This is a genomic window from Streptomyces qinglanensis (genome assembly GCF_900111245.1).
GTDB classification, from domain to species: domain Bacteria; phylum Actinomycetota; class Actinomycetes; order Streptomycetales; family Streptomycetaceae; genus Streptomyces; species Streptomyces qinglanensis.
In genome coordinates, this window is record NZ_FOGO01000004.1 from 145,982 (window position 1) to 159,263 (window position 13,282).

The following is a 13,282-nucleotide window of genomic DNA, read 5'->3' on the forward strand; positions in this document are numbered from 1 at the left end:
CACGCGCCTGCGGGCGGTCCGCGGGCGGTGCCGAAGCGGCCGCGGGCGCGGCAGCTCCGGGAAGAGAGGGCGCCCCCCCGGACGGGAGTGCCCCCTCCGCCGTGGACACGGGACCGGCTCAGCGGCCCGGGCTCAGTGCTTCCAGGGTCCGGTTACCGCGAACGTGGTACCCGGTGTGTAGCAGTTGACGTACATCGTCCGGCCGTCCGGCGCGAACGTCACGCCCGCGAACTCGCCCCACGCCGGGTCCTGCGGGGTACCGATGTTCTGGGCGCCCCGCGCCACCGGGTAGACCGTGCCGCGCCGGGTGACGCCGAAGACGTGCTGCGCGCCCGCGCCGTCCTCGCACACCATCAGCCCGCCGCTGGGAGCCAGGCAGATGTTGTCCGGTTCCTCGCCCGGGAGCTGCACGTCCGTGTCGGGGCCGAAGACCACGACGAGGGTGAGGCGGCGCCGGCGCGGGTCGTAGCGCCAGATCTGGCCGAAGTGGTCGCCCTGCGAACCCTCGGCCGTGCGCGCGTAGCTGGAGACGAAGTAGACGCAGGAGCCGCCCCAGTAGCAGCCCTCCAGCTTCTGCGCGTGCGTGATGCCCCCCTTGCCGAAGTCCTGGAGGCGGACGGGGGTTTCCGCCGCGAGCGGGTCGGGGACCTCCACCCACTCGATCCGGTCGAAGGAGGTGCCCGGCTCGGTGACGGCGGACAGGTCCGGCACGCCGGGCACCCGCATGGCCTCCAGCCTGCCCCCGGCGTGCAGCGAACCGTAACCGCCCTTGGGCTTCCTGGGCAGGAACCGGTAGAAGAGGCCGAAGGGTTCGTCGAAGGCGTCCTCGGTCTCGTAGACGACGCCGGTGTGCGGGTCGAAGGCGACGGCCTCGTGCTGGAAGCGGCCCATCGCGGTGAGCGGTTCGACGGAGGTGGGACGGCGGCGGTCGAAGCCGACCTCGAAGACGAAGCCGTGGTCCTTGGTGTACCCCTCCTCGCCGGCCCGGTGCTCGGTCTCCTCGCAGGTCAGCCAGGTGTCCCAGAGGCTGGGTCCGCCGGCGCAGTTGGTGGAGGTCCCCGCGATGCCGACGCGTTCGGCCAGCACGTCGTTGTCGCCGTCCAGTTCCAGGACCGTGCAGCCGCCCTCGCCCGCGGGGTCGTAGGTCAGCCCGTCGACGGTGGGGACCGGGACCCGCGACTCCATCCGGTTCTCGTGGTTGCGCACCAGCCAGGTGCGCTCCCTGCCGTGACCGTGGCCGTGGCCGTGGTGGCCGTGCCGTCCGCTCGCGAAGGCGGCCATGCCGTCGCAGTTGCTGGGGACTCTGCCCTCGCCGGAGCGGAGCGGATCACCCTCGCGGGAGAGCACCTTGTAGCGGAACCCCTTGGGCAGGTCGAGCAGTCCGTCGGGGTCGGGGACGAGCGGGCCGTAGCCCGCGCTGCCGCCGGTGGCCTGGGCCGCGGCGGTCCCTGTGAACAGTTCCGAGAGCGCGCCGCTGAAGGCGACTGCCGCCCCGGCGGCTCCGGTTCTTGCCAGCGCTTGACGTCGGGTCGTGGGCATCGGGCACTCTCCCCTGTTGGCGGACAGGTGACCCGAGTGTGTGTACCACGCGCACCAGTGTGCGCACAGCGCTCAGGACACGACCGGCGCGAACTGGGCGCCGGACGGTATGCGTGGCGGGCGCCGGACGGTGGGCGCGACGCGGGCGCTGCCCGGCGGGTGCTCCGCTACGGGATCAGCCGTCGGTGCCGGCCAGCGCTCCGCCGTCCCGGGCGAGCGCCGTCAGCCGGGAGATCGCCCGGAAGTACTTCTTGCGGTAACCCCCCTTGAGCATGTCCTCGCCGAACAGCTCGTCGAACGGCACCCCCGAGGCCAGCACGGGTATCTCCCGGTCGTAGAGCCGGTCGGCGAGCACCACCAGGCGCAGGGCCGTCGACTGGTCGGGAACCGGCGCCAGGCCGGTCAGGCAGACGGCCCGCACGTCCTCGACCAGCGCGCCGTAGCGGCTGGGGTGGACCCGGGAGAGGTGGCCCAGCAGCGCCGGGAAGCTGTCGAGCGAGGCCCCGGACATCCGCCGTGCGGCGGAGGTGACCTGCTCCTCGGTGTACGGCTCGGGAGCCTGCGGCAGCCCGCGGTGGCGGTAGTCCTCGCCGTCGATGCGCAGCGTGCGGAAGTGCGCCGAGAGGCCCTGGATCTCGCGCAGGAAGTCGGCGGCGGCGAATCGCCCCTCGCCCAGCTTGCCCGGCAGCGTGTTCGAGGTCGCCGCCAGTGCCACACCGTTCTCCACCAGCTTGGCCAGCAGGCTGGAGACGAGCACGGTGTCGCCGGGGTCGTCGAGTTCGAACTCGTCGATGCACAGCAACTGGTGGTCGCCCAGGGTGCGCACGGTCTGCTGGAAGCCCAGCGCGCCCACCAGGTTGGTCAGCTCGACGAAGGTGCCGAACGCCTTGCGCTCGGGTGCGGCCGGTGCGGCGTGCCACAGCGAGGCGAGCAGGTGCGTCTTGCCGACGCCGTAGCCGCCGTCCAGATAGACGCCGCGCGGCCCGGCGGGGGCGGCCTGCTTCGGCACCCGGCGGAACCAGCGCCGGGGCCCGCTGCTGCCGGTCCGCGCGGCGCCGCCGAGGCCCTCGGCGAATCCGCCGAGCACCGTGACCGCCTCGGCCTGGCTCGGCTGTGCGGGGTCCGGGATGTAGGTGGCGAAGCGCACACTGTCGAAGCGCGGCGGCGGCACCATCTCGGCCACCAACTGGTCGGCCGGGACGTGCGGCTCGCGTGCGGTGAGGGCGACGGGGGCGCCGCCGGGGCAGTCGGAGCCGGTCTCGGATATGTGCGCTGCGGTCGTTGACACGATTGTCATGCTAGTCGGCTCACCCCTGCGGGTGTGCCGCTCACCGGGCGTGCGCCGTGCCACACTGCGCGCATGCAACGCCTGTTCCCATCCCGTACAGCCCCGGTGCCCTCCTCACACGCTTCCGAGGGGGCGGCGTCCGCGCCGGAGTGGAGCCTCGAGGAGATCGCAGCGGAGTACGCCTATCCGCCGGTGGGCGGGGGAGCCGAGGGGGCCGCGCGGTGGCTGCGCGGCAACATGGTCGCCTCCCTGGACGGTGCCATCCACCACGGCGGGCGCTCCCAGCCGCTCTCCTCCCCGGCCGACATGCGGATCTTCGGCGTGCTGCGGGCGCTCGCCGACGTGGTCGTCGTCGGCGCCCGGACCGTGCGGCAGGAGGGCTACCGGCCCGCCAAGCGGCGCCGGGCCTTCGCCGACCGCCGCGCCGCCGCCGGGCAGCCGCCCGCGCCGGTGATCGCCGTGGTCTCGGCCGGGCTGGAGCTGGACTTCTCGGCCCCGCTGTTCACCGAGCCCGCCGTGCCCACCCTGCTGATCACCGGAGGCGGCGCGCCGCCGGACCGGGTGGAGCGCGCCAGGCAGGCCGGAGCGGAGGTGGTCTTCGCGGGTGAGGGAGGTACCGCCGATCCGGCCCGGGTGCCGGGGCTGCTCGCCGACCGGGGTCTGCGCAGGCAGTTGACCGAGGGCGGTCCCACGCTGCTCGGGGAATTCGCGGATGCGGGGGTACTCGACGAACTGTGTCTGTCCATCGCCCCCCGGGTCGTCGCCGGGTCCGCCCCGCGGATCATGAACGGACCCGTGCTGCCCGACCCCGACGCATATGCGCTGGAAGGGGTGCTGGAGGAAGAGGGATTCCTCTTCACCCGCTACCGTCGGTCGCGAAGCGTTGCGGAATGAGACGTTCCGCTTTCGTGTCGCTGGGCAGACTGACAACCGCAGGACCCCTGGGAGCACGGGGCCGCAGGGTTTCTTTCCGACCGGAGAAGGAGCGCCAGTCGTGATCACGACAGTGCTGATGATCGAGAAGCCGCTTGTGGCGGCCGACACCGAGATGGTGACGACGCTGCACGGCGAGGAGACCGTCTCCTTCGTCGTGCTCCTGCAGCCGCGCGGCGACCAGGACCGGCTGCTGCGGGCGCTGGACGACGTCGCGCTCGGCGAACTGGAGCAGGTGGTGCGCGAGGCCGACGAACCGGAGGGCGGAGAAGCCGTCGGGCCCGCCGAGCAGGCCCTCGAGCTGTCCCTCAAGCACCTCAGAGACGCGGGCTGCGAGGCGGTCGGCCAGATCATCGAGGACCACCCCCTGGACGTCCTGAAGTCGGTCGCGGAGCAGACCCGCGCCGACGAGGTCATCGTGCTGACCGCACCGCACCTGGTGGAGGAGTTCTTCCACCGGGACTGGGCCTCCCGGGCCCGGCACAAGGTGGGTGTCCCGGTACTGAAGCTGTTCGCGCACAACGAGGAGTGAGCCCGGCCGCCCCCCCCGCCTCCGGTGTCCGCGGGCACCGGAGGCGCGGGCGCGCGCCCGGCGCGGAGCGGCCGGGGGTCACGTGAGGCGGCGGCCCGCACCGCATAGGCTTGCGCCGTCCCCCGCCTGCCGCGCCCGCGCGCGTGCGGCGCCCGACCGAGCCAGCCAGGAGAAGTCCGTATGACCGCTGCCGCCACCCCCTCCCTCCCCTCCGCCATGGAGCGGCCGCACTTCATCGGGATCGGCGGCGCGGGGATGTCCGGTATCGCGAAGATCCTGGCGGTGCGCGGCGCGCGGGTCGCGGGCAGCGACGCCCGCGAGTCCGCGACGGCCGACGCGCTGCGCGGCTTCGGGGTGACCGTCCACGTGGGGCACGCCACCGCGCATCTGGCGCCGGACGCCACCACGGTGGTCGTCTCCAGCGCGATCCGCGAGGACAACCCCGAGCTGGTCGAGGCGAACCGGCGCGGGCTCCCGGTGCTGCACCGCGCCGACGCGCTGGCCGCGCTCATGGCGGGGCTGCGGCCGCTGGCCGTGGCCGGTACGCACGGCAAGACGACGACCACCTCGATGCTCGCCGTCAGCCTCGCCGACCTGGGTCTGGACCCCTCGTACGCGATCGGCGGCGACCTGGAGGGCCCCGGCTCCAACGCGCACCAGGGCACCGGGGAGATCTTCGTCGCGGAGGCGGACGAGAGCGACCGCAGCTTCCACAAGTACGCGCCCGAGGTCGCCATCGTCCTCAACGTGGAGCTGGACCACCACGCCAACTACGGCTCCATGGAAGAGATCTACACCTCCTTCGAGACGTTCGTGGAGCGCGTGGCGGACGGCGGCACCCTGGTGGTCTCCGCCGACCACGACGGGGCGCGGGAGCTGGTCCGCCGGCTGCGCGCGACCCCGCGCGACCGCGCGCTCACCATCCGCACCTACGGCGTCGCCGAGGACGCCGACGTACGGGTCCTCAAGATCACGCCGAAGGGGCTGACCAGCGAGGTCGCCGTCGTACTCGACGGCGAGAAGCTCACCTTCGACGTCTCGGTACCCGGCAACCACTACGCGCTCAACGCGGTGGCAGCGCTCACGGCGGGCGCGGCGCTGGGCGTCCCGGCGGCTGAGCTGGGGCGCGCGCTGGGCTCGTACACCGGCGTCAAGCGCCGCCTCCAGCTCAAGGGGCTCACCGACGGCGTCCAGGTGATCGACTCCTACGCCCACCACCCCACCGAGATGACCGCCGACCTGGAGGCCATCCGCGGCGGCGCGGAGAACGGCCGGGTGCTGGTGGTCTTCCAGCCGCACCTCTTCAGCCGCACCCAGGAACTCGGCAAGGAGATGGGGGAGGCGCTGTCGCTGGCCGACGGCTCGGTCGTGCTGCCGATCTACCCGGCGCGCGAGGACCCCGTTCCGGGCGTCACCAGCGCGCTGATCACCGACGCCGCGCAGGCGGCGGGCGCCGCCGTGCGGGCCGTGGGCACCCCGGACGAGGCGGTCGAGGCGGTCGTGGGAATGGCGGAGCCCGGCGATCTCGTTCTCACCATGGGCGCGGGTGACGTCACGGAGCTGGGCCCCCGGATCCTCGCCCGGCTCGCCGAGTGACGCCCACGTCCGCACCGCCCGCCCCGGGCCGTACCCGAACAGCGCTGAGGAGCCGAGATGGCCTACGAGATCGACAAGACCGAGGAGCAGTGGCGCGCGGAGCTGACGCCCGAGGAGTACCAGGTGCTGCGCGAGGCCGGTACGGAGCGTCCCTTCACCGGTGAGTACACCGACACCGAGACCACCGGTGTCTACTCCTGCCGGGCCTGCGGCGCCGAGCTGTTCCGCTCCGGAACCAAGTTCGCCTCCCACTGCGGCTGGCCCAGCTTCTACGACCCGGCGGACTCGGACGCCGTCGAGCTGCTGACCGACCGCTCCATGGGGATGGTCCGCACGGAGGTGCGCTGCGCCCGCTGCGGCTCCCACCTGGGCCACGTCTTCGAGGGCGAGGGCTACCCGACCCCCACCGACCAGCGGTACTGCATCAACTCCCTCTCCCTGCGGCTGGAGCCCGCCGAGAGCTGAGATCCGCGCCCGCCCGGGCCGCGCCTGCGCCGTGCCGGCGGCGTCGGCTCCGCTGCACGCTCCACCACCGCGGGTGTGCGGCCGAGCACGGATTGCGCGCCGGACAGACGTGCCCGGCGCGGCGCGGTCCGCGGGCCTGTCCGGCGAACCCGCCGACGGGCACGCGGACGACCGCCCTCCATGGAGCGCCCCGCCTGACCGGTCGGGCGGGAGCGGGAGCCGGGAGCGGCGCGCGACAGCGCGAAGGGGAAGGACCGGAAGGTGTGAGCCCGCCGCGCTCCGGGCGGGAGGCCCTAACGCGGGAAATCGCCGTGCAGCAACCTGCCGTGATGGCAGGTGCAGATGTCGGCGCCGTACCAACTGAATTCGAAGGTGCGGCAGTTGCACAGGCCGCACGGGTCGTCGAACACGTCGTCCAGTCCGACAGCCGACAGTCGTTGCGAGGCGGCTTCGTTGAACTTGCGTATGCGGGTCTTGAGCTCACGGTAGTCGGCTGCGTTCTCTTCGAGAGCCTTGGCCTGTGCGTCCGTCAACTCGCGCGGAAGCTTCATGGTCCCTCCTCTGGTCCCTCCTGAGGGATTCCCGGTGCCCCCGGTCCACCATGGCCTCTGGTGCGAGGTTTCGCATGTTCGGGGCATGCCGGGTACCTCTCGGCCGGGGGCGTGCCCCCTCGGTCAGGTCGTGCGCCCCGCGCCCGGGCATGCGGCACCGCCGCCCCGCCCGCCTCCACGCGCCCGCCGTCCGGCGGAACAACGGGCGGCCCTCGAGGGTTCATTTGTACGCTGCACGCAGATTGCCGCGTGCGGCGGCGCACAGCGGACAGTCCGGCAGGGAAGTCGACACGGGTTCGACACGGGTTCGACAGGGACTCGACAGGGAGAGGACGGGACGCGTGGGGGAACGCATCGCAGCGGGTACCGGCGGGCCGATACGGGCGGCGGGGGGCGAGAGAGGGATCGTTGCGGTGCTGGCGTTCGGCGGCATCTCCGTCGCCGTCATGCAGACGCTGATCGTCCCGATCGTCGCCCGGCTGCCGGCCCTGCTGGACACCTCCACCTCCAACGCCTCCTGGGTGATCACCTCGACGCTGCTCTCGGGCGCGGTCGCCACGCCCATCATGGGCAGGCTCGGCGACCTGTACGGGAAGCGCCGGATCGTGCTGCTGAGCCTGGGCCTCATGGTCCTGGGCTCGCTGGTGTGCGGCTCCACCTCGGCGCTGGTGCCGATGGTCGCCGGGCGGGCCGTGCAGGGGTTCGCGATGGGGGCCATCCCGCTGGGCATCGGCATCATGCGGGACGCGCTGCCGCCCGAACGGCTGGGCTCGGCGATGGCGTTCATGAGTTCCTCGCTCGGCGTGGGCGGCGCGCTGGGCATGCCGCTGGCCGCCTACGTGGCGCAGTACACCGACTGGCACATGCTCTTCTTCGGGTCCGCCGGGCTCGGCGCGCTGGCCATGCTGCTCGTCGCACTGCTGGTGCCCGAGACCCCGCTGCGCGCCCCGGGCGGCTTCGACGTACTGGGGGCCCTGGGCCTGGCGGCCGGACTGGTGACTCTCCTACTGCCCATCTCCAAGGGCGCCGACTGGGGCTGGTCCAGCCCGACGGTGCTCGGGCTGTTCGCCTCCTCCGCCGTGCTCTTCGCCGGTTGGGGGTTGCTGGAGCTGCGGACCGCGGATCCGCTGGTGGACCTGCGGGCGACCGCGCGCCGCCAGGTGCTGCTGACCAACCTCGCCTCCATCATGGTCGGCCTCGCCTTCTACGCGCTCACCCTCGTCCTGCCCCAGCTCCTGCAGCTCCCGGCGGCCACCGGCTACGGGCTCGGGCAGTCGATGGTCGTCTCGGGGCTGTGCGTGGCGCCCATGGGCCTCGCGATGATGGCGGTCTCCTCGCTGTCCGCGCGGCTCTCCAGGGCGCGCGGGCCCAAGGTGTCCCTGATGGCCGGGCTGGTCGTGCTGGCCGCCGCCTATCTGCTGGGGACGCTGCTGCTGGCCGCCGTGTGGCAGACGGTCGTGCTGTCCGTGCTGATCGGCGTGGGCATCGGCATCGCCTACTCGGCGATGCCGGCCCTGATCCTCGGCGCTGTCGATCCGTCCGAGTCCGGCGCCGCCAACGGGCTGAACACCCTGATGCGGTCGATCGGGACCTCGACCTCCAGTGCGGTCGTCGGCGTCGTCCTGGCCCGGATGTCGGTCCCGCTGGGCCCCACCCGGGTGCCCGGCCTGGACGGCTTCCGCACGGCGTTCCTCATCGCGGCGGGCGCCGCGCTGCTGGGTCTGGTGATCGCGGCGTTCCTCCCGTCGTCGACCGCCGCCGAGCGGCGCGCGGAGGCGGTGCCGGCCCCGGGCCGGGACCTCGGACCGGACGCGGTTCCCGCCCCGGACGCCGAGAGCCCCGCGGGCCTGCGACGGCCGTGACCGGACGCAGCGGGCCGCTCCTGGCCGCGCGGACGCTTCTGACCGGGTGCTGCAGCGGCCGTTCCGCCGGAGCGGCCGGTCAGCACGTCGGGCGGTACGGCGGAGCGGCCGTCCTCCGGGAGCTCTCGGCGGTGGCGGGGGACCGCCCGGCCCCGCCGGCTCACCGGTGCTGGTGCAGCCCGCGCCCGGCCAGCGTCAGAAAGGTCTCGCCCACCGCCTCGCTCAACGTCGGGTGCGGGTGGATGTGCTGGGCGATGTCCGCGGGCGACGCGTCCCAGGCCACCGCCAGTTGGGAGGCGCTGATCATCTCCGAGACGTGCGGGCCCACCAGATGCACGCCCAGCACCCGGCCCTCGGGGCCCGGTTCGGCGACGACCTTCACCATGCCGTCCTGGCCGTGCACCATGCCCTTGGCGGTGGCGGTCAGCGGCAGCACGTTGACCGCCGTCTCGTATCCGGCGGCCGCCGCGGCCTCCTCGCCGAGTCCGACCGACGCCGTCTGCGGCGCCGAGTAGGTCACCCGCGGCACGGCGGCGTAGTCCACCGGCCGGGGCGAGAGCCCGGCCAGCACCTCGGCGACCACCAGCCCCTCGGCGAACGAGGCGTGCGCCAGCCCCAGGGAGGGCGGCGGCAGCAGGTCGCCGACGACGTGCACACCGGGCACGGCGGTCTCCAGCGTGGCCCAGTCGGCGGGCGGCAGATGGCCCCGCTCGTCCGTGGCCAGACCGGCCGCCGCCAGGTCGAGCCCGTCGGTGACCGGGACCCGGCCCACGGCGACCAGCAGCCGCTCGGCCGTGACCGCGCTCTCCCCGCCGCGCGCCGACCGCACCCGGGCCCGGACCCCGTCGTCCGCCCGGTCGGCGGCCAGCAGCCGGGCGCCGGTCAGCACCGTGACGCCGCGTTTGCGCAGCGCGCGGGCCAACCGGCGCCCGACGTCCGCGTCCTCCAGCGGCAGCAGCCGATCCGCTGCCTCCACCAGGGTGACCTCGGCTCCCATGGAGCGGTGGAACGAGGCGTACTCGACGCCGATCGCGCCGCCGCCCAGCACCAGCACACTCCGCGGCAGACCGGGCGCGAACAGCGCGTCGTCGCTGGTGACGACGTGCTCCCCGGCCTCCAGTCCCGGCAGGGTCCGCGGCCGGGAGCCCGTCGCCAGGACGAGACCGCGCCGTGCCGTCCACCGGGTGCCGGCTGCGCCGGGGGTGTCGACCCGGACGGTGCGCGGGCCGGTCAGCGCGGCGGTGCCCCGCACCACGGTCACTCCGGCCGCCGAGAGCTGCCCCTCCACGCCCTGGTGGTTGCGGGCGACGAGGGCGTCGCGGGTGGCGGTCAGCGCGTTCCAGTCGACGCCCTCCAGCTTCGAGTCGACTCCCCACCGCTCGCGCGCCTCCGTGATGCCGTCGACCAGTTCGGCGGCGTGCAGCATGGCTTTGCTGGGCACGCAGCCCCGGTGCAGGCAGGTGCCGCCGATCAGGTCGCGCTCGACGAGGGTGACGCCGAGTCCGAGGTGCGCGGCGCGGAGTGCCGTGCTGTAACCGCCTGTTCCGCCGCCGATGACGATCACGTCTGTGGTGTTCCCGCTCATGGCCTCAGACTTCCGCCGCCAGTGCGATGAGTCCAACGCAATGATTCGATGCTCGTGATGAAGAATGTTCATGGTTTCTCGTCGCAGGACCGCAGAGCAGGCCGGGATGCGGAGGAGCGGGCGGGCAAGCCGCGAGGAGCGGGAGGGCACTGTGAGTCTGCGGCAGATGGAGTACCTCGTGACGGTCGTCGAGGAGGGCTCCTTCACCCGTGCCGCCGAGGCGCTGCACGTCACCCAGTCCGCGCTCTCGCACCAGATCAAGGCCCTGGAGCGGGAGGTGGGCGGCCCGCTGCTGGAGCGACTGCCGCGCAGCGTGCGGCCCACCCCCATGGGCCGTGCCTTCCTCCCGGACGCCGAACTGGCCGTCCGTAGCTGGCGGCAGGCCCGCAGGGCGGCGCGGGCCGCGGCCGGAGCCGAGGGCGGCGAGCTGGAGATCGCCACCGTGCACGGCGTCGCGGTCGGGGTGCTGACCGGGGCCGTCGCACGGATGCGGCGGCTCCACCCGCGGGTGACGCTGGGGCTGCGCGAGTACGCGACGGAGGACGAACTGTACGAGCACCTGGCGCGCGGGGTCGCCGACCTCGCCGTCGGCTACCGGCACGACGCCTGGCCGGGCCCCTGCTGGGAGATCGGCGAGGAGCGTATCGTCCTCGCCGTGCCGCCGGACGACCCGCTGTGCGACCGGGACAGCTCCGGTGCCGGGCGCGTACCGGTCGACCTGGCGGAGCTGGCCGACCGCGGCTGGGTGCGGTGCGGGATGGAGCCCCGGATCGAGGGGCGCCCCTTCGTCGATCTGGTCTGCGGCCGGGCCGGGTTCGTGCCACGGACGGTGCTGCGGGTCGAGCACGCGACGACCGCCGCGCGGATGGCCGCGGCCGGCGCGGGCATCTGCCTGATCGCGGAGCATCTGGCCCCCGCCCTCGTGCCGGCCCGGCAACTCGTGGCCGTCGGGCCCCCGTGGCGCCGCCCGCTGATCGCCTTCAGCCGGGCGGAGCCGACCGGGGCCGCGGACGCCTTCCTCCGCGTGCTGCGGGAGGATTAGTGGGGCAGTGGGGCAGTGGGGCAGTGGGGCAGTGGGGCTGTGGGGCAGTGGGCGGCCGGCGTGCGCGTGCGGGGCACGCCGGTGGCGTTCCGGGGGCCGGCGCCCGTGCCGTCCGTGTCGTCGTCCGGGCCGGGTGGCGTCCACGGCGCGCCTTGGGGAGCACCACGCCGCACCCCCGGCCGGAGCACCGGTGACGGTGCCGCGCGTGGCGGGAGTGAATTCCCGGTGCCGGTCCTGTCCGGGCGCTGGCGCGGAGCGGTCGCGAGGCGGTAGGACGGGGCGTGGACCGGTTCCGGGCGGGAGAGCGTGCGGCCGTGGCGGCTGCCGTCGTGCCGTCCGGACGGCACGCTCCGGGCGCGGGACACGTGGCCGTGCGTCGTGCGCTCTGCGGCGTCCGCCCCCGCCGCTGCCGCGGAGCCGTCTCCCGGGAGTCGGCAGGGTCCCGTCCACCCGTACGAGCACGGGAAGTTGACAGGGGTTCCGGGTGCAGCCAGGGGGCGGCCGAAGTAGTCTTCCTTGATCGAACAGCGGGGGCCGAGAGCGGGCGTGGAAGGCGGTGCGCAGTTGGGCGCGGGAGGGCTTGAACTCCCCCCAGGCGACGGCGGTGAGGAGCCGGAGGGCGGCGGCCCCGCCGGTGAGGCCGGAGCGACGGACGATCCGACCGGCGGGCTCGGGCTGGGGGGACCTCCCGGCCGGAGTCTGGGAGGTGCCGGGCAACCGGGCGCTGTCCCGCTGGCCCGGCCCATGGAGATCGGCGCGGACGTGGGCTGGGGCGAGGAGGACTGGACCGAGGTACGCACCCGGGCGCAGCGCGCCGGGCGCGCGTACGTCTGGCTGAATCTGGTCGAGCAGCGGATGCGTGCGGTCGTCGCCGCCGTGCTGCGGCCGATCTACGAGCCGGTGCACGGCCAGGAGTGGGTGATCGCGGCGGCCGGGCCCGCCGGGCAGGAGTGGGTGCAGCGGGCCGTGGCGGTACGGGAGGTCAGCCGCCGGAAGGGCTATCTGCTCGACCCGGCGGACGACACCCTGATCTCCTTTCTGACCCTGCCGCAGCTCCGCGAGCTCATGGTGCAGCACTGGCCCTGCTTCGAGCCCTACTTCGAGGGCCGCCGCGAGGTGGAGCTGGCGCTGGACGAGCTGGAGGTGGCCCGCAGCGCGGTCGCCCGCAACCGGGCCCTGTCCGAGACGGTGCTCGCGCAGGCCGAGCGGATGTGCCGGCGGCTGCTGGAGCTGCTGGGGGCCGCACCCGAGGGGGCGGCCGCGGTGGGCCGGTTGCCGGTCGACGCCGTCGAGGAGCTGGTCGGGGACCGCTTCTGCGACGTGGTCGGCGTGCACAGCGACCGGGTACGGCTGCAGCGCCAGCTCCCCGCCGAGGACCTGTTCGGCGGGGCCCGGCGGCTGGACGCCGTCGGCATCGGCCTCAACCTGCTGGTGCAGAACTACAGCGGGCGGCGGCTGGTCCGGCTGGCGGAGGCGGGCTGCCGGGTGCGGCTGCTGTTCCTGAACCCGGCCAGCAGCGCGGTGAAGCGCCGGGAGCGGGAACTCGGGCTGAAGAAGGGCGAACTGGCCCGCTCGGTGGAGACCAACATCCTGCACATGCGCAGGGTGCGCTCCCGGCTGCGGGACCAGGCGGCCTTCGAGATCCATGTCTTCGACGAGACCCCGCGGTTCACCGCGTACCTGGTGGACGGGGACGGCGCGGACGGGCTGGCCGTCGTCCAGTCGTATCTGCGCGGTGCGCGGGGGATGGAGACGCCGGTCCTGGTGCTGCGCGGGCCGGGCCGCACGGTGTCCGCACGCGGCGTGGGCGAGGGCGTGCTCTTCCCCACGTACCGGGAGGAGTTCGACGCGTTCTGGGCCGACTCCCGCCCGGTGTCGTAACCGTCGGC

11 protein-coding genes are annotated in these 13,282 nt (G+C 74.0%); 7 read left to right on the forward strand and 4 right to left on the reverse strand.

Annotation, left to right across the window (positions count from 1 at the left end; genetic code table 11):
- Nucleotides 1-132: 132 nt before the first annotated feature.
- Both BMX65_RS10435 and zapE read right to left on the reverse strand, forming a co-directional pair.
- The gene (locus tag BMX65_RS10435) at nucleotides 133-1,539 is read right to left on the reverse strand and encodes an alkaline phosphatase PhoX (protein WP_074999926.1); all 1,407 of its coding nucleotides are present in this window, start codon (nucleotides 1,537-1,539) and stop codon (nucleotides 133-135) included.
- Between the two features lie 175 nt (nucleotides 1,540-1,714).
- A complete protein-coding gene (zapE, locus tag BMX65_RS10440) occupies nucleotides 1,715-2,836 on the reverse strand; it encodes a cell division protein ZapE (protein ID WP_239501953.1) in 1,122 nt (373 codons plus the stop codon).
- Between the two features lie 63 nt (nucleotides 2,837-2,899).
- Between zapE and BMX65_RS10445 the strand changes: the two genes are divergently transcribed.
- The 4 genes from BMX65_RS10445 to msrB all read left to right on the forward strand — a co-directional run bounded on the left by BMX65_RS10445 (nucleotide 2,900) and on the right by msrB (nucleotide 6,353).
- The gene (locus BMX65_RS10445) at nucleotides 2,900-3,721 is read left to right on the forward strand and encodes a pyrimidine reductase family protein (RefSeq protein WP_074999928.1); all 822 of its coding nucleotides are present in this window, start codon (nucleotides 2,900-2,902) and stop codon (nucleotides 3,719-3,721) included.
- A gap of 100 nt (nucleotides 3,722-3,821) precedes the next feature.
- Nucleotides 3,822-4,292 (forward strand): hypothetical protein, encoded by a 471-nt coding sequence (locus BMX65_RS10450; RefSeq protein WP_019358861.1) that lies wholly within the window; start codon nucleotides 3,822-3,824, stop codon nucleotides 4,290-4,292.
- Nucleotides 4,293-4,472: 180 nt separating this feature from the next.
- Complete coding sequence (gene murC / locus BMX65_RS10455; protein WP_074999929.1) at nucleotides 4,473-5,888, forward strand: UDP-N-acetylmuramate--L-alanine ligase; 1,416 nt, start codon at nucleotides 4,473-4,475, stop codon at nucleotides 5,886-5,888.
- 57 nt (nucleotides 5,889-5,945) lie between these two features.
- Complete coding sequence (msrB, locus tag BMX65_RS10460) at nucleotides 5,946-6,353, forward strand: peptide-methionine (R)-S-oxide reductase MsrB (protein ID WP_074999930.1); 408 nt, start codon at nucleotides 5,946-5,948, stop codon at nucleotides 6,351-6,353.
- A gap of 293 nt (nucleotides 6,354-6,646) precedes the next feature.
- Here msrB and BMX65_RS10465 read toward each other — a convergent pair whose 3' ends face one another.
- On the reverse strand, nucleotides 6,647-6,904 hold the full coding sequence (locus tag BMX65_RS10465; protein ID WP_074999931.1) for a hypothetical protein: 258 nt from the start codon (nucleotides 6,902-6,904) through the stop codon (nucleotides 6,647-6,649).
- A 413-nt stretch (nucleotides 6,905-7,317) separates the two neighbouring features.
- On the opposite strand from BMX65_RS10465, the gene BMX65_RS10470 reads away from it, so the two are divergent.
- Nucleotides 7,318-8,766 carry an MFS transporter gene (locus BMX65_RS10470; RefSeq protein WP_420856806.1) on the forward strand — a complete coding sequence of 483 codons (1,449 nt, stop codon included), beginning with the start codon at nucleotides 7,318-7,320 and terminating at the stop codon, nucleotides 8,764-8,766.
- A 160-nt stretch (nucleotides 8,767-8,926) separates the two neighbouring features.
- Here the strand turns inward: BMX65_RS10470 and lpdA are convergent, their stop codons facing one another.
- Nucleotides 8,927-10,351, reverse strand: a complete 1,425-nt coding sequence (gene lpdA / locus BMX65_RS10475; RefSeq protein WP_074999933.1) for a dihydrolipoyl dehydrogenase — start codon at nucleotides 10,349-10,351, stop codon at nucleotides 8,927-8,929.
- Nucleotides 10,352-10,502: 151 nt separating this feature from the next.
- On the opposite strand from lpdA, the gene BMX65_RS10480 reads away from it, so the two are divergent.
- Both BMX65_RS10480 and BMX65_RS10485 read left to right on the forward strand, forming a co-directional pair.
- A complete protein-coding gene (locus BMX65_RS10480; RefSeq protein WP_074999934.1) occupies nucleotides 10,503-11,393 on the forward strand; it encodes a LysR family transcriptional regulator in 891 nt (296 codons plus the stop codon).
- A gap of 546 nt (nucleotides 11,394-11,939) precedes the next feature.
- On the forward strand, nucleotides 11,940-13,274 hold the full coding sequence (locus BMX65_RS10485; RefSeq protein ID WP_074999935.1) for an SAV2148 family HEPN domain-containing protein: 1,335 nt from the start codon (nucleotides 11,940-11,942) through the stop codon (nucleotides 13,272-13,274).
- Nucleotides 13,275-13,282: the final 8 nt, after the last annotated feature.